An 18,839-nucleotide genomic window follows, 5' to 3' on the forward strand; every position below is an offset into this window, starting at 1 on the left:
AGACCGCCAGCCAGCCCCCTTCCCCAACGCTCCTCGCGAAGATATATATCATGATATATATCAGAGACCCGGAGGCGACCATGACGTCCCGAACCGCCAAGATTTTCACGACCGGCCGCAGCCAGGCCGTCAGGCTCCCCGCGGAGTTTCGCTTCGAAGGCAGCGAGGTTTTCGTGCGCCGCGACCAGAAGACGGGTGATGTCATCCTGTCCCGCAAGCCGGACTCCTGGGACGGTCTGCTGGAGCTCCACAAGACAACAGCAGTGCCTGACGACTTCATGGGGCCGCCCGACCGCACCCAGCCGCCGCAGGATCGCGATCCGTTCGAAGGCTGGACCGAATGAGCGGCTGGATGCTGGATACCAATGTCGCCAGCCATGTCATCAGAGGCGATAAGCGCGAGATCATCGAGCGACTGGTCGCGCTGCCCATCTCGGACGTCGTGATCTCGTCGATCACCGAAGCCGAACTCCTCTACGGCCTCGCTAAGCGAGGCTATCCCACTGCGCTGTCCGAACGGGTTCGCGAATTCCTGCTCCGAGTCGACGTCCTGCCCTGGGATCACGAGGTGACCAAGACCTACGCCGAGCTACGCGCCGCCTGCGAAGCCAAAGGCGTCACGCTCTCTCCTCTCGACATGATGATCGCAGCTCATGCTGCCGCGACAGACGCGACGCTAGTGACGCGAGACAAGGCTTTCAGCCGCGTGCCTTCGCCCTTACGGATCGAGGATTGGGCGGAGATGAATTGAATATCTAGCTGTCCAGCCGACGTGGAATAAATTCTGGGACTGGCGGCGGCGACCAAGCCTTCGGATTCCGTTTCATTCAGACCACGGCGCTACATACTCTAAAGACAATTTAGCTACTTGAAATGTTGAAACTCGGAGCCGCCATGCTCGACAAGCCTGAACTTGAAAGGCGCGCCAAGCTCATCGTAACTGAGTGCGATGGGATTCAACCCATCTTCATCGCGTTTTACATTGAAGCCATTTACTACGCAGCCGAGCGAGCCGAAGTTGCCTTTGCAAACTTTGCCGAAGGCGCAAAATTGGCGCAATCCGCGTCAGCCACCGTAGCGAGCGCACAAGAAGCATTAGGCCATGCGGCCGCTCTTTCGCGGTTTTTCTTCCCTGTCGAGAAAAAGGCGCTTCCAAGAGCGAGAGGCGCTCGACTGCGGCAACTCTTCGCAGTTAGGAACAACTCGCCGCTACAGAATCGCGAGCTTCGCAACGCCATAGAACACTTCGACGAGCGGCTGGACGAATATCTGCTAGGCGATATTGCCGGCTACATCCTTCCTAGCCCAATGGTCGAAGACTCCGACTTTGCTGACGAAACTCTTGGTCACGTCTTTCGATTGGTCGACCCGAAAACAAAGACATTCGTCCTTCTCGGAAAGAAATATCCATTCGGTCCTATGCACGATGAAATCACTCGTATTGCAGAACTCTCCCGGGCAATGCGATGACCTATTCGTCCATTAACAAGACAATCAACCCTCGAACGCCTCGCTCGACGCCCGCCCAGCCTTCGTCACCAGCGTCTCGTCCGGTGCCGGCAGCGCTTCGGCCTTGTCGCGAAAACGGTTGGTGATCGGGTAGCGGCGGTCGCGGCCGAAGTTCTTGCGGGTGACCTTGACGCCCGGCGCCGCTTGGCGCCGCTTGTACTCCGCGATGTTCAGGAGGCGGTCGATCCGGACGACGGTGTCCTTGTCGAAGCCTTCGGCGACGATGCTGGCGAGCGGCTCTTCGCGTTCGACCAGCCGCTGCAGGATGGCGTCGAGCACGTCGTAGGGCGGCAGCGAATCCTGGTCGGTCTGGTTTTCGCGCAGCTCCGCGGTCGGCGGGCGGATGATGATGCTCTCGGGGATTACCTCGCCGTCCGGGCCGAGCGCGTCGTGCGGCTTCCAGCGGTTGCGCAAGGACGACAGCCGGAACACCTGGGTCTTGTAGATGTCCTTGATCGGGTTGAAACCGCCGTTCATGTCGCCGTACAGCGTGGCGTAGCCGACGCTCATCTCCGACTTGTTGCCGGTGGTCACCACCATGGCGCCGGTCTTGTTGGAGATCGCCATCAACAGCGTGCCGCGGGTGCGCGCCTGCAGGTTCTCCTCGGTGATGTCGCGCGCGAGGCCTGCGAACGGCTTCGCCAGGATCGCCTCGAAGCCTTCGACAGCTTGCGCGATCGGCAACACCTCGTAGCCGAAGCCGAGCGCGCCCGCGAGACGGCCGGCGTCGTCGAGCGAGACTTGCGCGGTGTAGCGGAACGGCAGCATCACGCCGCGGACCTTGCCCGCGCCGAGCGCGTCGACCGCGATCGCCGCGCACAGCGCCGAGTCGATGCCGCCGGAAATCCCGAGCAGCACGCCGGGAAAGCCGTTCTTGCGGACGTAGTCGCGCAGACCCAGCACGCAGGCTGCGTAGTCGGCCTCGTCGCCTTCGAGCACCGGCGCCACCGGGCCGTCGCAGCGCCAGCCCGCCGCGCCCCTCACGAAGTTCAGCGTGGTAATGCTCTCGACGAAGCCGGGCAACTGAGCGGCCAGCGTGCGATCGGCGTTGAGCACGAAGGACGCGCCGTCGAACACCAGTTCGTCCTGGCCGCCGACCTGATTGAGATACACCAGCGGCAGATCGCTCTCGGTGACGCGCGCCACCGATACCGACATCCGCAGATCGGTCTTGCCGCCTGCGTAAGGCGAGCCGTTGGGGACGATCAGGATCTCGGCGCCGGTCTCGGCCAGACACTCGACGACGTTCTCGTACTCGTCGGATTCCTCCAGCCAGGTGTCCTCGCAGATCGGCACTCCGATCCGGACGCCGCGGATCGTCATCGGACCCGCAACGGGTCCGCGGGAAAATACCCGCTTTTCGTCGAACACGCCGTAGTTCGGCAAATTGACCTTGAACCGGAGCGCGGCGATGCGGCCGCCGTCGAGCAGCGCGCAGGCATTGTAGAGCTTGCCGCCATCGACCCAGGGCGAGCCTATCAACATCGCCGGTCCGCCATCGGCGGTCTCGCGCGCCAGTTCCTCGATGGCGGCGCGGCAGGCGGCCTGGAACGCCGGCTTCAGCACCAGATCTTCCGGCGGATAGCCGGCGATGAACAGTTCCGGATAGACGATGAGATCGGCGCCATCGGCGGCGGCCTGCCGGCGCGCGGCGCGGGCCTTGTCGGCATTTCCGGCGATATCGCCGACCGTCGGGTTGAGCTGGGCGAGCGAAATCGTCAGGCGGGCGAGATTTTCGGTCATCGTCGAGATGTAGCCGCAGCCCGCGGCCTCCGCAATCGGCGCCGCGTCAGAGCAGCCCGAGCCGCTCGGCCAGCGCAAACAGCCAGAACAGGCCGGCGATTCCCAGCGCGACGCCGACCGCGGCCGAGCCCATGTCCTTGACCCGGCCGATCTGGAGGTCGTGTTCGGTGGTGAGACGATCGGCGAGCTTTTCGATCGCGGTGTTGAGCAGTTCGACCACGATCACCAGCGCGACCACCGCGACCAGTTCGACGCGCCGCGCCGCCGTGGTACCGATCAGCCAGGCGGCGGGCACGGCGAGCACCAGCGCGACCAGTTCCTCGCGGATCGCCTGCTCGGAGCGGATCGCGAATTTCAGCCCGCGCCACGAATTGATCGTCGCCCGCCAGAACCTCAGCACCTGACCCAAAGCCCCTATGTGTCGCACGCCCGCGCTTGTCGCGGGCATCCACGTCTTGAGAAGCCATCACGTCTTGAGAGGCCATGCCTGTGAAGGCGTGGATGGCCGGGACGAGCCCGGCCATGACGACGTAGAGAAGGTGGTGCTACAACCCGGCCGCCGCCTGCAGCGGGCTGGCCTTGCCGGCGCGGCCCTGCTTCAGCAGATCCGCGATCAGGAACGCCATGTCGATCGACTGCTCGGCGTTGAGCCGCGGATCGCAGGCGGTGTGATAGCGGTTGTTGAGGTCTTCGTCGGTGATGGCGCGGGCGCCGCCGAGGCACTCGGTGACGTTCTGGCCGGTCATCTCCAGATGCACGCCGCCGGCATGCGTCCCCTCCGCGGCGTGGACCGCGAAGAACGAGCGGACTTCCGACAGGATGCGGTCGAACGGTCGGGTCTTGTAGCCGGAGTTCGACGTGATGGTGTTGCCGTGCATCGGATCGCACGACCAGACCACGGTGCGGCCCTCGCGCTTGACGGCGCGGACCATCGCCGGGAGGTGCTCGCCGATCTTCTCATGGCCGAAACGGCCGATCAGCGTCAGCCGGCCCGGCTCGTTGTCGGGATTGAGGATGTCGATCAGCTTGAGCAGCTCGTCGGTCTTCAGCGACGGACCGCACTTCAGGCCGATCGGATTCTTGATGCCGCGGAAATACTCGACATGGGCGTGGTCGAGCTGGCGGGTGCGATCGCCGATCCACAGCATGTGGCCGGAGGTCGCGTACCAGTCGCCGGTGGTGGAGTCGACGCGGGTCATCGCCTGCTCGTAGCCGAGCAGCAGCGCCTCGTGGCTGGTGTAGAAGTCCGTGGTGCCGAGCGAGGAATCGACCGCGAAAGTGAGGCCGCAGGCGCGCATGAAATCGAGCGCGCCGGAGACGCGGTCGGCCAGATCCGCATAGGCCTTCGACTGCGGACTGTCGCTGACCGACTGCAGCATCCAGCTATGCACGTTCTCGACGCTGGCGTAGCCGCCCTTGGCGAAGGCGCGCAGCAGGTTCAGCGTCGCGGCCGACTGCCGGTACGCTTCGATCTGCCGGCGCGGATCGGGCACCCGGGCTTCCTCGGTGAAGGCGACGTCGTTGATGATGTCGCCGCGATAGCTCGGCAGCTCGACGCCGTCGCGCTTCTCGACCGGGGCCGAGCGCGGCTTGGCGAACTGGCCGGCGATCCGGCCGACCTTCACCACCGGCGAGGCGCCCGCATAGGTCAGCACGATCGCCATCTGCAGGAAGACGCGGAACAGGTCGCGGATGTTGTTGGCGCCGTGCTCGGCGAAGCTCTCGGCGCAGTCGCCACCCTGGAGCAGGAAAGCATCGCCGGCCGCCACGGTGGCCAGCGCCTTCTTCAGGTTGCGCGCTTCGCCCGCAAACACCAGCGGCGGAAAGCTCGCGAGCTGCGCCTCGACATCCGCCAGCGCCTTCGCGTCGGGATATTGCGGCATCTGCTGCACCGGCTTGGCGCGCCAGCTATCGGGTGTCCAGCGTTCGGACATAGGCCACTCCTGAAGAAACAAGCCGCTAGTTAAAAACGGGTCGCGGCGGGCGCGTTATACACAGCCGCCCTGCCAACCGCTAGTTGGAAATCCGCTCAAGACTACAACCCCTTGCGGCAAAAGCCTAATTCGTTGGCGCGGCGGCCGCGCCCGAACTGTCGGCGGGCCGCCGGAACGCCGCGACCGGCTATTCGGCCGCCTCGCGCAGGTAGCGCGCGGTCCGGTTGCGCATCGTCACCAGCTCCTCGGCAGCGGTGGGATGCAGCGCCATGGTGGCGTCGAAATCAGCCTTGGTGGCCTTCATCCGGATCGCGATCGCGATCACCTGCACCAGTTCGGCGGCCTCCGGGCCGACGATATGGCAGCCGAGCACGCGGTCGGTGGTGCCGTCGACGATCAGCTTCATCAGGATGCGCGACTGGCTGCCCGACATCGTCCCCTTCATCGGACGGAAATCGGCCTTGTAGATGTCGACCACAGCATGGGCCGCCCGCGCCTGCGCTTCGGTGAGCCCGACGGTGCCGACCTGAGGCTGGGAGAATACCGCCGTCGGGATACAGGAATAGTCGACCTCGACCTGCTTGCCGCCGAACACGGTGTCGGCGAAGGCATGGCCCTCGCGGATCGCCACCGGCGTCAGATTGGTGCGATGGGTCACGTCGCCGACCGCATAGATGTGCGGCACCGAGGTGCGGCAGTGCTCGTCGACCGCGATGCCGCCATTGTCCGGATTGATCGCGACGCCGGCCTTTTCGAGCCCGAGATTGGCGACCGCCGGATGCCGGCCGATCGCGAACATCACCTGGTCGGAGGCGATGCTGGAGCCGCCTGACAGATGCGAGGTGTATTCCTCGCCGAGCTTTTCCACCGCGGTCACGGTGCATCCGGTGATGATGGTGATGCCGGCCCGCTCCATCTCGGTGCGGACATGGGCGCGCACGTCCTCGTCGAAGCCGCGCAGGATGTTGTCGCCGCGGTACACCAGCGTGACGTCGGAGCCGAGGCCGGCGAAGATGCAGGCGAATTCCAGCGCGATGTAGCCGCCGCCCTGAATCAGGATGCGCTTCGGCTGCTGCTCGAGGTGGAACACCTCGTTGGACGAGATCACGTGCTCGATGCCGGGAATCGGCCGGCCGTGATTGGGCGCGCCGCCGGTCGCGATCAGGACGGTCTTGGCCCGCACCTGTTCGCTGGTCGACAGCAGCAGCGTGTGCGGATCCTCGAACACCGCGCGCGCCTTGACGGTGCGGACACCGGAGTTCTCGAGATTGCCGGCGTAGATCTGCTCCAGCCGGGCGATCTCCTTGTCCTTGTTGGCGATCAGCGTCGCCCAGTCGAACTCGGCGGTGGGGATGGTCCATCCGAAGCCGGCGGCATCGCGAATTTCTTCGTGGACGTGCGAAGCGTACACCATCAGCTTCTTCGGCACGCAGCCGCGGATCACGCAGGTGCCGCCGAACCGGTACTCCTCGGCGACGACGACGCGGGCGCCGTAGCCGGCGGCGATCCGCGCGGCGCGAACGCCGCCAGAGCCGCCGCCGATGACGAACAGGTCCGCGTCGAAGTCGGTCATGTCGCCTCGCTGGTCGATCAGATGGTCTTGCCGCGCTTGCGCATCTCGGCGCGGAATTCGCCGTTCACTTCCTCGGCGAATTTCTGCGCCCACTGGTTCATGAACTGCATGCTTTCGGCGATCGACTTCGGCTCCTGGGTCAGCAGCTTCTGGCCGAGCGGCGACTTGTAGAAGGTGACGAGATCCTTCAATTCCTGCTCGGTGAAGTCGGCGGCGTAGATCTTGGCCATGCCGTCGCCGATCTCCTTCTCGCGGCCGGCCATCTTCTTGGCGATCACCACCGCGACGTCCTTGAGATCCTGCTGATAGTTCAGATTGCTCTGCATCAGCGTATCCATGGTGCGCTGGATGATGTTGGGTACCGCCTGGGCGTAGATGCCGCCGGCCCGCTTCAGTTCGAGGATCTCCTTGGCGGACGCGATCGCGGCCGGGGTCGGCTGCTTGGTCTGGGCCTGGGCCTGATGCCCGACCATCGCCACGCCGACCACCAGGGCGGCGGCGAGCAATGCCTTCGACAGATATTTCATTACGGTTCTCCTGAGATTATCGGCGCTCATGCGCGTTCGATGGTTCGGATTCCGGTCGCCCCCGCCAACACCACGGTGCGCGCGATTCCGACAAACAGCCCGTGCTCGACCACGCCCGGAATCGCGGACAGCAATTGGGCCAGACGGGGAGCATCGGGAATCCGCCCGAGCTTTGCATCGACGATCCAGTGGCCACCATCGGTGACGAAAGCATGGCCGTCTTTGCCCGGGCGGAGCTTTAGTTCGCCGGCGCAGCCGGCCGCCGCACACGCGTCCTGCACCGCCCGGCGAGTCGCGGCCAGCCCGAAGGGAATCACCTCGATCGGCAGCGGGAAGCGGCCGAGGGTGTCGACCAGCTTGGATTCATCGGCGATCACGATCATGCGATCCGACGCCGCCGCGACGATCTTCTCGCGCAGCAACGCCCCGCCGCCGCCTTTGATCAGATCGAGATTGCGGTCGACCTCGTCGGCACCGTCGACAGTGATGTCGAGGTGGTCGATTTCGTCCAGCGTCGTCAATTGGATACCGCAACGCTCGGCATCGGCACGCGTCACTTCCGAGGTCGGCACCCCCACCACGTCGAGCCCGGCACGCACCCTTTCGCCAAGTAGTTCAACGAAGTGCTTCGCAGTCGAACCGGTCCCGAGGCCGAGCTTCATCCCGCCCCGCACCTCGTCCAGCGCCCGCGCCGCAGCCCGCCGCTTCAACTCTTCCTTGTCCATGACCCGGCCTACCCCGTTTCCGCCCTCGCTGTCCCCGGCGCGGCGCGGCATATCTAGCGGCGTTTGACCGACACGAACAGCACGGATTCTGGGGTCGAGCGCCGCCAGATGGTTGCACATTCCCGCAGAGAAGGTTAGCGGTCGATCATGACCGCATCTCCCATCGTTGTGTTCGATCTGGACGGCACGCTGGTCGATACCGCGCCCGACCTGATCAATGCCCTGAATTTCATCCTGATCCGCGAAGGCATGCCGGCCGTCCCGATGGCCGTCGCGCGCAACATGATCGGGCAAGGCGCGCGCCGCCTGCTCGAACGCGGCCTCGAGCTCGACGGCCGGGTCATCGCTCAGGACGACATCAACCGGCTGACGGTCGATTTCATCGACTACTACGCAGCCCACATCGCCGACGAGTCGCGCCCCTTCGAAGGGCTGGAAGCGACGCTCGACGAGCTGTCGGAGCACGGCTATCGCTTCGCGGTCTGCACCAACAAGCTGGAATGGCTGTCGAAGCTGCTGCTCGACCGGCTCGACCTCAGCCCGCGCTTCGCCGCGATCTGCGGCGCGGACACCTTCGGAGTCGCCAAGCCGGACCCGGCGATCTTGCGCGAGACGGTGGCCAAGGCCGGCGGCGACCTGTCGGCGGCCATCATGGTCGGTGACGCCGGTCCCGACGTCGGCGTCGCGCGGCGCGCCGGCGTGCCGGTGATCGGGGTGGAATTCGGCTACACCGAAGTGCCGATCGCGGAGCTCGAACCGGACCTGCTGGTCGGCCACATGCGTGAACTGCCGAAGGCGGTCGGACAGTTGCTGCCACGCCGCTGACCCGAAGGCGATACCGTTGAGATTGTGGCGGAATTTGGTTCGCTAACAGGCTGCGTTAACTAACTCTTAAGTTTGTCGGCCGCGCGGTTGCCAGCGTTGCGGCAGGCTCCTATGGTCCGCCCGGGACTGTGGCCGTTGGCCGCACTGAACGGATGGGATCACATGCGTCAAATCGTAGTCATCGCCCTGGCAGGGCTCTCGCTGGGCGGCTGCGCGTCGATGTCCGACGCGTTCAAATCGACTCCGCCGGACGTCACGGTACAGCTCGATTCGATTCCGCCAGGGGCGGACGCCATCGCCTCCACCGGGCAGAGCTGCAAGACGCCGTGCTCGATCAAAGTGCCGCCGGCGGATTTCAGCGTGACCTTCACGATGGACAAGTTCCAGACCGCAATCGTTCCGGTTCAAGTGGTCGTAGCGCCCGGCGGCTTCATGTCGGAAGGCGCCACCACGGTGACGCCGAATCCGGTGACCGCGGAATTGCAGGCGGCCAAGCCGGCCCGCAAGTCGCGCCAGGTCCGCAAGCCGCGCGCGGCCAAGCCGGCCGCGGCGGCCGAGGCACCGGCGGAAGCCTCGCCGTTCCCTGCCCCCGCCGAAGCCGCGCGCTGATATTGCGCTGCATCTATTGCGTCGCACCACGTTGCGTGATTGTGCGGGTCGCTGATCGTGCCTAGATAGTGCGGAGCCACTTGCCGCGACCGGCGGCGACCGCGACAGGGCAGCCCGCATGACCAGCGCCGCGATCAATCCGCCAGACGCATTGTATCGGCCGATGGCCGATCCGTTCGGCCGGACCATCGACTACCTGCGGGTTTCGATCACCGACCGTTGTGACTTCCGCTGCGTGTACTGCATGGCGGAAGACATGACCTTCCTGCCGCGCTCCGATCTGCTGACTCTGGAAGAACTCGACCGGCTCTGTTCGGCCTTCATCGCCAAGGGCGTGCGCAAACTGCGGCTCACCGGCGGGGAACCTCTGGTTCGCCGCAACATGATGTCGCTGGTGCGCTCGCTGTCGCGACACCTCGACAGCGGCGCGCTCGACGAACTCACCCTCACCACCAACGGCTCTCAGCTCGCCCGCTTCGCCGCCGAGCTTGCCGATTGCGGCGTCCGCCGCGTCAACGTTTCGCTCGACACGCTCGATCCGGTCGAGTTCCGCCGGATCACCCGCTGGGGCGAGCTCGACCGGGTGCTGGCCGGAATCGACGCCGCCCGCGCCGCAGGGCTCGCGGTGAAGATCAACACCGTCGTGCTGAAGGGCTGCAACGAGGACGAGATCCCGTCGCTGATGCGGTGGGCCCACGGCCTCGGCATGGGGCTGACACTGATCGAGGTGATGCCGCTCGGCGAGATCGGCGAAGGCCGGATCGATCAGTATGTGCCGCTGTCGCTGGTCCGCGCCCGGCTCGCAAGCAACTATACGCTGACCGACCTGCCCGACTCGACCGGCGGCCCCGCCCGCTACGTCCGGGTCGAGGAGACCCGGGGCCGGCTCGGCTTCATCACGCCGCTGACCCACAATTTCTGCGAATCCTGCAACCGGGTTCGGATCACCTGCACCGGCACTATCCACACCTGCCTCGGCCATGAGGACGCCTCCGACCTGCGCCGCCCGCTGCGCGCCTCGGCCGACGACGCGCTGCTCAGCGCCGCGATCGATCGGGCGATCGGAACGAAGCCGAAGGGCCACGACTTCATCATCGACCGCCGCCACAACCGCCCGAGCGTCAGCAGGCATATGAGCGTCACCGGGGGGTGAGTGGTCATCGCCCTCCGGCGCGACCTAATCACTATCGCTACTGAACATCACGCTCCTGATTGCCATTTTCCAATTGACGGAACGGTGATGCGCTGGTTTGGTGCGCTCGCTTCGCGAGCCCTCGGCTACCAAGGCCGCTTCGTGTCGTGACCGCGCGGGCCGGGCGAAACGGGAGGAGACCGAGCGTTGCGAGCATTGCTTGGACTGAGCAGGATCATCGACGCCTTCAATACTGTCGTGGGCCGCTGGCTGTCCTGGCTGGTCGTCGCCGCGGTGTTGATCTCGGCGGTCAACGCGGTTGTCCGCAAGCTTTTCGACATGTCGTCGAACTCGTTCCTGGAATTGCAGTGGGTGCTGTTCAGCGTGGTGTTCATGCTGTGCTCCCCCTGGACGCTGCTCAGCAACGAGCACATCCGCATCGACATCATCAACCACAAGCTCCCGCTCAAGCTGCGCGGCGCGATCGACATGATCGGTCACGTCTTCTTCCTGTTGCCGTTCGCGGTGATCCTGCTGTGGTGGTCGATCCCCTTCTTCCTGGTTTCCTACCAGCAGAACGAGCAGTCGTTCAGCGCCGGCGGCCTGCCGCAATGGCCAGCCAAATCGCTGATCATGATCATGTGCGTGCTGCTGATCATTCAGGCCGTCTCGGAGATCATCAAGCGCTTCGCGATGATGGTCGGAGCTATTCCCGACAGCAACGCGTTGCCACAGGGGGCACAGAGTTCGGCGGAACTCGAAGCCGAGCGGCTGTTACTCAACGTCGGCGGCGACAAAAAGTAAGCCGCTTCGTGGTCATCGCATTGGGGGGCTGGTCCGCATGACCGCATTGTTGATCCACTACATGGCGCCGATCATGTTCGCGTCATTGGTGGTGTTCTTGCTGCTGGGCTATCCCGTGGCGTTTTCGCTCGCCGCCAACGGCCTGCTGTTCGCCTTCATCGGCATCGAACTCGGCCTGTTTCGCCCGGACTTCCTGCAGGCGCTGCCCGATCGCGTCTACGGGGTGATGAACAACGAGACGCTGCTCGCGATTCCATTCTTCACCTTCATGGGGCTGGTGCTGGAGAGATCCGGCATGGCGGAGGACCTGCTCGAGACCATCGGCCAGTTGTTCGGCTCGGTCCGCGGCGGCCTCGCCTACGCGGTGGTGTTCGTCGGCGCCCTGCTCGCCGCCACCACCGGCGTTGTCGCCGCCTCGGTGATCTCGATGGGGCTGATCTCGCTGCCGATCATGCTGCGATACGGCTACGACCGCCGCGTCGCGACCGGCGTCATCGCCGCGTCCGGCACGCTGGCGCAGATCATCCCGCCGTCGCTGGTGCTGATCGTGATGGCCGACCAGCTCGGCCGCTCGGTCGGTGACATGTACGAAGGCGCCTTCATCCCGGGGATCGTGCTGTCGCTGCTGTATGCGAGCTACATCTTCCTGGTGACGGTATTCGCCCCCAAGGCGGCCCCCGGCCTGCCGCTCGAGGCGCAGACCCTGCGCGAGCCCGAAACTATCCGGCACCCGGTGATGATGCCGCTGGCCGCGCTCTCGGCCGGCGGCGCGGCGTATCTGCTGGCCGTGCACAGCGACATCTTCGCCTGGAGCATGCCGGCGTTCGACAAGGTCGGCCTGTCCAGACTGGTGATGCAGGCATTCTGGTTCGTGGTCCTGACGGCCGTGCTGTTCCGGCCGTTCATCGGCATCATTCGGACCATGACGATGTCGCTGTATCTGGTGGTTGTCGCCTCGACGGCGGCCGGCATCGTCGCGATGCGCTTCACCGAAGTGAAGGCGGGGGCCGACTACATCGTGCTGACGATGTCGATCACCGTGGCGCTGTCCTTCGTCATCGCTGTGCTGAACAGGGTGCTCCGGCTCAAGCTGCTGTCCAAGCTCGCCGAGCAGGTCGTGTTCGTGATGGTGCCGCCGCTCGGTCTGATCTTCCTGGTGCTCGGGACGATCTTCATCGGCGTCGCGACGCCGACCGAAGGTGGTGCGATGGGCGCCGCAGGCGCCATGGTGCTGGCGCTGATGAAGCGCCGGTTGACCTTCGACCTCACCCGGCAGGCCACCGAGTCCACCGCCAAGCTGACCGCCTTCGTGGTGATGATCCTGGTCGGCGCCCGCGTGTTCTCGCTGACCTTCTACGGCGTCGACGGCCATCGCTGGGTCGAAGAGCTGCTGGTGTCGCTGCCCGGCGGACAGCTCGGCTTCCTGATCTTCGTCAACGTCTTCGTGTTCGTGCTGGCGTTCTTCCTCGACTTCTTCGAGCTGGCCTTCATCGTCATCCCGCTGCTCGGACCGGCGGCGGACAAGCTCGGCATCGACCTGATCTGGTTCGGCGTGATGATGGCGGTCAACATGCAGACCTCGTTCATGCACCCGCCTTTCGGGTTCGCCCTGTTCTATCTGCGCTCCGTGGCTCCGAAGGTGCCGTATATCGACCGCGTCAGCGGCAAGCAGATGGCGCCCGTCACCACCGGCCAGATCTATTGGGGATCGGTGCCGTTCGTGGTCATTCAGCTCATCATGGTCGCACTGGTGATCGCCTTCCCGGCGATGGTGATGCACTACAAGGGCGCAGCCTCGACGATCGACCCGTCCAAGGTACAGATCGAGATCCCGCAGATCGAGATGCCGCAGATCGATCTCGGACCGCCGAAATTCTGAGCAGGCACTCTCCCCGTCATTGCGGGGGGCGCAGCGACGAAGCAATCCAGGGCCTCGGCATGCGGCCGCTGGATTGCTTCGCTGCGCTCGCAATGACGCGGATGAAATCACGAAATAACAAAGCCCGGCCTCCTCGCGGAGGCCGGGCTGATTTGTTCTGCGATGCTTGCTGGATCAGCCGCGGGTGCGCGAGCGGATCATGAAGCTGTCGTAGGTGTACTCGGCGACCTGCCACCACAGATACTGGTCGGACCGATAGGCCTGCATCGCGTCGATCGCCTTCTTGAAGTCCGGATTCTTCGCCGAGAGTTCTCCCCAAAGCTCATTGGTCGCCTTGAGGCAGGCGTCGAGGATCTCATTCGAGAACGGACGGAGCTGCGTGCCGCTCGCCACCAGGCGCTTCAGCGCGGTCGGGTTGAGCATGTCGTAGCGCGCGTTCATCCAGGTGTTGGTGTTGACCGCCGCGTTGGCGAGGATCGTCTGATAGTTCTTCGGCAGCGAGTTGAACTTTTCGAGGTTGGTGAAGGCATGCACGGTCGGGCCACCTTCCCAGAAACCCGGATAGTAGTAGTACTTCGCGACCTTCTGGAAGCCGAGCTTCTCGTCGTCGTAGGGACCGACCCACTCGGCGGCGTCGATGGTGCCCTTCTCCAGCGCCGGGTAGATGTCGCCGCCCGCGATCTGCTGCGGCACCACGCCGACCTTCTGCAGCACCTGACCGGCAATGCCGCCGATGCGCATCTTGAGGCCGCTCATATCGGCGACGGTCTTGATCTCCTTGCGGAACCAGCCGCCCATCTGGGTGCCGGTGTTGCCGCAGGGGAAGCCGACCACGCTGTACTTCTTGTAGAATTCGTTGGCGAGCTCGTTGCCGCCGCCCTGATACAGCCAGGAGTTCTGCTGACGGGCGTTGAGGCCGAACGGCACCGACGCGAACACCGCGAAGGTCGGATCCTTGCCGACGTAGTAGTACGACACGGTGTGGCACATCTCGACGGTGCCGTTGGACGTCGCGTCCAGCGCCTGCAGGCCGGGGACGACTTCGCCCGCCGCGAACACCTGGATCTGGAACTTGTTGTCGGTCATCTCGGCGACTTGCTTGGCGAGATACTCGGCGCCGCCATAGATGGTGTCGAGCGACTTCGGGAAGCTGGAGGTCAGCCGCCACTTCACCTCGGGAGACGACTGCGCAATCGCCGGGGAAGCCACCGCGGCTGCCGCCGCAGCGCCGGTAGCTGACACTTTCAGAAAGTCACGACGTTTCATAAGGCATCTCCTTGTTGCCGGCGTTTCCCGGGATTCCATGCGCGCCCGACCAGAAAAGCGGACCGCGGAGCCGTTTGTGGCGAAGCGTCTCTAACACGGATGATCACCCGCAGAAAACGCTGCGACCGGGTAGATATCTGAGATTCAACCAAAGTCGAAGGTCGAAATTCCGGCGTGATCGCAGCAGGCCGATGGCGATCGGACCGGCGAAGCGGCCGGTCCGACTCGCCTCCGATCACTTCGCAGTGCATCAATTCGCCGCGAGACTCCGCAGCCGGTCACTCACCTTGGCGGCGATCGCGCGATAGATCGTCGCATGAGGTCCGTTCGGCTCGGTTTCGACCACCGGCCGTCCGGCGTCCGAGGTGGCGCGGATTTCCATGTGGAGCGGAATTTCGCCGAGGAACGGCACGCCGAGCCGCTCGGCCTCGTGCCGTGCACCGCCATGCCCGAAGATATCCGACCGGGTGCCGCATTCGGGGCACAGGAAGTAGCTCATGTTCTCGATCACGCCGATCACCGGCACGTTCACCTTGGTGAACATTGCCAGACCGCGCCGGGCGTCGATCAGCGCCAGATCCTGCGGCGTCGACACGATCACCGCGCCCTTCAGCGGCACGGTCTGCGCCAGCGTCAGTTGCGCGTCGCCGGTGCCGGGCGGCATGTCGACCACCAGCACGTCGAGCTTGCCCCAGTCGACGTCGCGCAGCATCTGGGTGATCGCGGACATCACCATCGGGCCGCGCCAGATCATCGGCGCCTCTTCGTCGACCAGGAAGCCGATCGACATGATCGAGAGACCGAACCGCGCGATCGGAATCATCCGCCGGCTGTCGTCGAGCTGCGGCTTCTCGTGAATCCCGGTCAGGCGCGGCACCGACGGACCATAGATGTCGGCGTCGAGCAGCCCGACCTTGAGACCGAGGTCGCGCAGGCCGAGCGCGAGATTGAGCGCGGTGGTCGATTTGCCGACGCCGCCTTTGCCGGAGGCGACGGCGATGATCGCACCGACTCCGGGGATCTCCGCCTGTTTGGGAAGGCCGGCGCCCGGCGCGCCGGCGGGACGATGCGCCGACACCGGAGCCACGCCGGGTCTCTGCGGCGCAGGCGCACTGCCCGGCTTGCGCTCAGCGGTCAGCGCGACCAGCGCGCTGGCGACCCCGGGCGTGGCCCGCACCGCGGCTTCGGCGTCGCTGCGCACGCTTTCCCAGGCGCGCGCCTCGGCGGCATCGACATTGATCGAGAAGTATACCTTGCCGTCGGTCACGGCGATCTCGGACAGCACGCCGGCCTTGGTCAGCGGCACGCCGCGCGGCGTCGTCACCTTGGCCAGGCTGTCGAGAATCTGTTGCTGGGTCACGCTCACTGCAAGTCTCCTGCCCGCTTTGCGAGCCCACCGATCACATGCGGTCGATCGGTTCAAGCGGGGAAATGGTTCCTGGCCGGCGGGGCGTAGCGACCGCGACCGGCGAAGGCGGAGCCTCGGTGCGGCCATGCTGCGATGCAAGGGGAACGTGCCGACACGCCCCTCAACGAGGCTTGCTCCGCAAGGCTCGCGCCGTATGCTGACGGCTCCTCCTCGCGCGCCTGCACCGGGCCGCCCTCACCACAACCCGATCGGGCGCGCCGCGCGCTTCGTCCAACTGAAGGGTCCAGACATGGCCAAAGTCGCTTTCCTCGGTCTCGGCGTCATGGGGTTTCCGATGGCCGGACATCTCGTGAGCAAAGGCGGCCACGAGGTGACGGTGTACAACCGGACGGCGGCCAAGGCGAAAGCCTGGGCCGAGAAGTTCGGCGGCCGCACCGCCCCGACCCCCGCCGAGGCGGCCGCCGGCCAGGACTTCGTGATGGCCTGCGTCGGCAATGACGACGATCTGCGCGCGGTGACGACGGGCACGGATGGCGCCTTCGCGGCGATGAGCAAGGGCGCGATCTTCGTCGATCACACCACCGCCTCGGCAGAGGTCGCGCGTGAACTCGACGCCGCCGCGAGCGGCGCCGGCTTCCACTTCATCGACGCGCCGGTGTCGGGCGGCCAGGCCGGTGCCGAGAACGGCGTGCTGACGGTGATGTGCGGCGGACGGCCGGACGACTTCGCAAAGGCCGAGCCGGTGATCGCCGCCTATGCGCGGATGTGCAAGCTGCTGGGACCGGCCGGCAGCGGCCAGCTCACCAAGATGGTCAATCAGATCTGCATCGCCGGGCTGGTCGAAGGTCTGTCGGAAGGCATCCACTTCGCCAAGAAGGCTGGCCTCGACGTCGACGCGGTGATCGACACCATCTCCAAAGGCGCCGCGCAGTCGTGGCAGATGGAGAACCGCCACAAGACCATGAACGACGGCAAATACGATTTCGGGTTCGCGGTGGAATGGATGCGCAAGGATCTGTCGATCTGCCTCGCCGAGGCGCGGCGCAACGGCGCCAGCCTGCCGGTCACCGCACTGGTCGACACCTTCTATGCCGAGGTGGAGACGATGGGCGGCCGCCGTTGGGACACCTCCAGCCTGCTGGCGCGGCTGCAGCGCTGAGAACCCGACTGTTTCGGCGGCGCTCGCGGTTTTCACGCAGCCTTCACCGTGATCGTTAGCCACCTGTTAACCGGAATAATCTTCCCTCTAAGGCTGCTCTTAAGGATTTGCCGCCAGATATAGGCTGGGGAAACCGCGCGCGTTTGCGCGCAGGATTTGTGTTGGTTGATGAGTGAGTCCGCCGAAAAGCCCGAAGTCTTTCAGCTTCCGGCTGAGCCTCCGGTGGCCGCGCCGGCGCGCAACCGGCGGGCGGCGGCGCAACGGGTGCGTGAGGCGCGCGACCGCCTGACCTCGACCAGCGGCACGCGCCCGGCCTTCGACCACGAGCTCGTTCGGCAATATGCCGAGACCCGGCTGTCGGCGTCCTACGTCGTGATGCTGCTGGTGGTGGTCACCGGCGTGCTGTTCGGGATCTGGATGGACCCGCTGGCGGCGGGCGCCTGGACGGTGGGGATGCTCAGTATCCACGCCGTGGTGATCCGCAATTGCAGCCGTTTCCTCCAGGAACCCGCTTCATTGCCGCGGACCCGGATCTGGCGGCGGCGGTTCGTACTGCTCGACCTGCTGTACGGCCTGGCATGGACCGCGATCCTGATTCACCCGACCGGCCTCAGCGTGGTCTCGAGCACGCTGCTGATGTTCCTGATGCTGCTGGTGGTGGCGGTTTCGTCGATGCTGGCGGCGAGCCTGCCGATCGCCGCGCTGGCCGCCACGGTGCCGGTGACGGCCGCGATCGCGGTGAACTTCGCGCTCAGCGGCTCGTTCGACAAATACATCCTGGCGGCGCTCACCGTCGCGGCCGAAGGCTACTTCGCGCTGCTCGCGCACCGGCTGCATTCCACCACGCTGGCGACGCTGCAGGCGCGCGCGGAGAAGGACGTGCTGATCGCCGAGCTCGAGCAGTCGAAGGCGATCTCCGACGAGGCCCGGCACCGCGCCGAGGCCGCCAACGTCGCCAAGTCGCGCTTTCTGGCGCAGATGAGCCACGAGCTACGCACGCCGCTCAACGCCATTCTGGGCTTTTCGGAAGTCATGAAGAGCGAGATCTTCGGCGCCCACGCGGTGCCGGCCTACAAGGATTACTCCGCCGACATTCACAATTCCGGCGTGCACCTGCTCAACCTGATCAACGAGATCCTCGATCTGTCGCGGATCGAAGCCGGCCGCTACGAACTGAACGAGGAGGCGATTTCGCTGGTCCACGTGGTGAGCGACTGTCACCACCTGCTCAAGTTGCGCGCCACCAGCCGCGGCATCACCATCCACGAGGTGTTCGAGCAGGGAATGCCGCGGATCTGGGGCGACGAGCGCGCGGTGCGCCAGGTGGTGCTCAACCTGCTGTCGAACGCCATCAAGTTCACGCCGCAGGGCGGCGAGATCTGGCTCAAGGCCGGCTGGACCGCGTCCGGCGGACAGTATCTCAGCGTCAAGGACACCGGCTCCGGGATTCCCGAAGAGGAGATTCCGATCGTGCTCGCCTCGTTCGGCCAGGGCTCGAACTCGATCAAATCCGCCGAACAGGGCGCCGGCCTCGGCCTGCCGATCGCCAAGAGCCTGATCGACATGCACGGCGGCACCTTCACGTTGAAATCCAAGCTGCGGATCGGCACCGAAGTGATCGTCACCTTCCCGCCGGAGCGGGTGATGTCGGCGCTGGCGCCGCTGAACGAAGCGCCGCCGTTGCAGCCGGACGCCGTCGAGACCAGCGAGACGAGCCGTGCGCGCCGGCAGCCGATCATGAACGCCGGCACCGGATTGTGAGATCGGGACTTGCGGGAGGCGACC

Annotated in this window: 18 protein-coding genes; 10 read left to right on the forward strand and 8 right to left on the reverse strand. The window is 65.3% G+C overall.

What is annotated here, in order from left to right; all coding sequences use genetic code 11:
• Positions 1-80: 80 nt before the first annotated feature.
• The 3 genes from DU475_RS00890 (at position 81) to DU475_RS00900 (ending at position 1,470) form a co-directional block, all read left to right on the forward strand.
• On the forward strand, positions 81-344 hold the full coding sequence (locus tag DU475_RS00890) for an antitoxin (RefSeq protein ID WP_041807975.1): 264 nt from the start codon (positions 81-83) through the stop codon (positions 342-344).
• The gene (locus DU475_RS00895) at positions 341-751 is read left to right on the forward strand and encodes a type II toxin-antitoxin system VapC family toxin (protein WP_013503202.1); all 411 of its coding nucleotides are present in this window, start codon (positions 341-343) and stop codon (positions 749-751) included. The genes DU475_RS00890 and DU475_RS00895 overlap by 4 nt, the downstream gene beginning before the upstream one ends.
• A gap of 143 nt (positions 752-894) precedes the next feature.
• A complete protein-coding gene (locus DU475_RS00900) occupies positions 895-1,470 on the forward strand; it encodes a hypothetical protein (RefSeq protein WP_164630134.1) in 576 nt (191 codons plus the stop codon).
• 24 nt (positions 1,471-1,494) lie between these two features.
• On the opposite strand, the gene DU475_RS00905 is transcribed toward DU475_RS00900, so the two are convergent.
• The 6 genes from DU475_RS00905 to rpiA all read right to left on the reverse strand — a co-directional run bounded on the left by DU475_RS00905 (position 1,495) and on the right by rpiA (position 8,011).
• Complete coding sequence (locus DU475_RS00905) at positions 1,495-3,252, reverse strand: NAD+ synthase (protein ID WP_164630141.1); 1,758 nt, start codon at positions 3,250-3,252, stop codon at positions 1,495-1,497.
• 46 nt (positions 3,253-3,298) lie between these two features.
• Complete coding sequence (locus DU475_RS00910; RefSeq protein ID WP_164630142.1) at positions 3,299-3,652, reverse strand: diacylglycerol kinase; 354 nt, start codon at positions 3,650-3,652, stop codon at positions 3,299-3,301.
• 145 nt (positions 3,653-3,797) lie between these two features.
• Entirely contained in the window at positions 3,798-5,186 is a 1,389-nt protein-coding gene (locus DU475_RS00915; protein ID WP_011157539.1) for a class II 3-deoxy-7-phosphoheptulonate synthase, read from the reverse strand.
• Between the two features lie 187 nt (positions 5,187-5,373).
• Positions 5,374-6,759 carry a glutathione-disulfide reductase gene (gor, locus tag DU475_RS00920; protein ID WP_164630144.1) on the reverse strand — a complete coding sequence of 462 codons (1,386 nt, stop codon included), beginning with the start codon at positions 6,757-6,759 and terminating at the stop codon, positions 5,374-5,376.
• Positions 6,760-6,776: 17 nt separating this feature from the next.
• On the reverse strand, positions 6,777-7,286 hold the full coding sequence (locus tag DU475_RS00925; protein ID WP_013503208.1) for a DUF2059 domain-containing protein: 510 nt from the start codon (positions 7,284-7,286) through the stop codon (positions 6,777-6,779).
• Between the two features lie 26 nt (positions 7,287-7,312).
• The gene (gene rpiA / locus DU475_RS00930; protein WP_013503209.1) at positions 7,313-8,011 is read right to left on the reverse strand and encodes a ribose-5-phosphate isomerase RpiA; all 699 of its coding nucleotides are present in this window, start codon (positions 8,009-8,011) and stop codon (positions 7,313-7,315) included.
• A 147-nt stretch (positions 8,012-8,158) separates the two neighbouring features.
• Here rpiA and DU475_RS00935 point away from each other — a divergent pair, with 147 nt between their 5' ends.
• The 5 genes from DU475_RS00935 (at position 8,159) to DU475_RS00955 (ending at position 13,260) form a co-directional block, all read left to right on the forward strand.
• On the forward strand, positions 8,159-8,836 hold the full coding sequence (locus tag DU475_RS00935; protein ID WP_047309601.1) for an HAD-IA family hydrolase: 678 nt from the start codon (positions 8,159-8,161) through the stop codon (positions 8,834-8,836).
• A 162-nt stretch (positions 8,837-8,998) separates the two neighbouring features.
• Positions 8,999-9,445, forward strand: a complete 447-nt coding sequence (locus DU475_RS00940; RefSeq protein ID WP_041807410.1) for a hypothetical protein — start codon at positions 8,999-9,001, stop codon at positions 9,443-9,445.
• Positions 9,446-9,563: 118 nt separating this feature from the next.
• Positions 9,564-10,598: a GTP 3',8-cyclase MoaA gene (moaA, locus tag DU475_RS00945; RefSeq protein ID WP_047309602.1), complete on the forward strand. Its 1,035-nt coding sequence runs from the start codon at positions 9,564-9,566 to the stop codon at positions 10,596-10,598.
• 186 nt (positions 10,599-10,784) lie between these two features.
• Entirely contained in the window at positions 10,785-11,381 is a 597-nt protein-coding gene (locus tag DU475_RS00950) for a TRAP transporter small permease subunit (RefSeq protein WP_013503213.1), read from the forward strand.
• Between the two features lie 37 nt (positions 11,382-11,418).
• Entirely contained in the window at positions 11,419-13,260 is a 1,842-nt protein-coding gene (locus DU475_RS00955; protein ID WP_013503214.1) for a TRAP transporter large permease, read from the forward strand.
• A gap of 174 nt (positions 13,261-13,434) precedes the next feature.
• Here the strand turns inward: DU475_RS00955 and DU475_RS00960 are convergent, their stop codons facing one another.
• Positions 13,435-14,526, reverse strand: coding sequence for a TRAP transporter substrate-binding protein (locus DU475_RS00960; RefSeq protein WP_013503215.1), 1,092 nt, complete (start codon positions 14,524-14,526; stop codon positions 13,435-13,437).
• Positions 14,527-14,776: 250 nt separating this feature from the next.
• Positions 14,777-15,892, reverse strand: coding sequence for an Mrp/NBP35 family ATP-binding protein (locus tag DU475_RS00965; protein ID WP_013503216.1), 1,116 nt, complete (start codon positions 15,890-15,892; stop codon positions 14,777-14,779).
• 292 nt (positions 15,893-16,184) lie between these two features.
• Here DU475_RS00965 and DU475_RS00970 point away from each other — a divergent pair, with 292 nt between their 5' ends.
• Positions 16,185-17,054, forward strand: a complete 870-nt coding sequence (locus tag DU475_RS00970) for an NAD(P)-dependent oxidoreductase (RefSeq protein ID WP_142882382.1) — start codon at positions 16,185-16,187, stop codon at positions 17,052-17,054.
• 168 nt (positions 17,055-17,222) lie between these two features.
• Positions 17,223-18,815 (forward strand): sensor histidine kinase, encoded by a 1,593-nt coding sequence (locus DU475_RS00975; RefSeq protein ID WP_013503218.1) that lies wholly within the window; start codon positions 17,223-17,225, stop codon positions 18,813-18,815.
• Positions 18,816-18,839 lie beyond the last annotated feature (24 nt).

It is taken from the genome of Rhodopseudomonas sp. WA056, from assembly GCF_010906995.1.
Classification (GTDB): domain Bacteria; phylum Pseudomonadota; class Alphaproteobacteria; order Rhizobiales; family Xanthobacteraceae; genus Rhodopseudomonas; species Rhodopseudomonas palustris_G.

Coding starts and splice junctions, on each gene's coding strand:
- DU475_RS00960 (WP_013503215.1), bottom strand. CDS start 14,526: ATGAAACGTCGTGACTTTCTGAAAGTGTCAGCTACCGGCGCTGCGGCG.
- DU475_RS00900 (WP_164630134.1), top strand. CDS start 895: ATGCTCGACAAGCCTGAACTTGAAAGGCGCGCCAAGCTCATCGTAACT.
- DU475_RS00890 (WP_041807975.1), top strand. CDS start 81: ATGACGTCCCGAACCGCCAAGATTTTCACGACCGGCCGCAGCCAGGCC.
- rpiA (WP_013503209.1), bottom strand. CDS start 8,011: ATGGACAAGGAAGAGTTGAAGCGGCGGGCTGCGGCGCGGGCGCTGGAC.
- DU475_RS00905 (WP_164630141.1), bottom strand. CDS start 3,252: ATGACCGAAAATCTCGCCCGCCTGACGATTTCGCTCGCCCAGCTCAAC.
- DU475_RS00895 (WP_013503202.1), top strand. CDS start 341: ATGAGCGGCTGGATGCTGGATACCAATGTCGCCAGCCATGTCATCAGA.
- DU475_RS00935 (WP_047309601.1), top strand. CDS start 8,159: ATGACCGCATCTCCCATCGTTGTGTTCGATCTGGACGGCACGCTGGTC.
- DU475_RS00925 (WP_013503208.1), bottom strand. CDS start 7,286: ATGAAATATCTGTCGAAGGCATTGCTCGCCGCCGCCCTGGTGGTCGGC.
- DU475_RS00915 (WP_011157539.1), bottom strand. CDS start 5,186: ATGTCCGAACGCTGGACACCCGATAGCTGGCGCGCCAAGCCGGTGCAG.
- gor (WP_164630144.1), bottom strand. CDS start 6,759: ATGACCGACTTCGACGCGGACCTGTTCGTCATCGGCGGCGGCTCTGGC.
- DU475_RS00955 (WP_013503214.1), top strand. CDS start 11,419: ATGACCGCATTGTTGATCCACTACATGGCGCCGATCATGTTCGCGTCA.
- DU475_RS00970 (WP_142882382.1), top strand. CDS start 16,185: ATGGCCAAAGTCGCTTTCCTCGGTCTCGGCGTCATGGGGTTTCCGATG.
- moaA (WP_047309602.1), top strand. CDS start 9,564: ATGACCAGCGCCGCGATCAATCCGCCAGACGCATTGTATCGGCCGATG.
- DU475_RS00975 (WP_013503218.1), top strand. CDS start 17,223: ATGAGTGAGTCCGCCGAAAAGCCCGAAGTCTTTCAGCTTCCGGCTGAG.
- DU475_RS00940 (WP_041807410.1), top strand. CDS start 8,999: ATGCGTCAAATCGTAGTCATCGCCCTGGCAGGGCTCTCGCTGGGCGGC.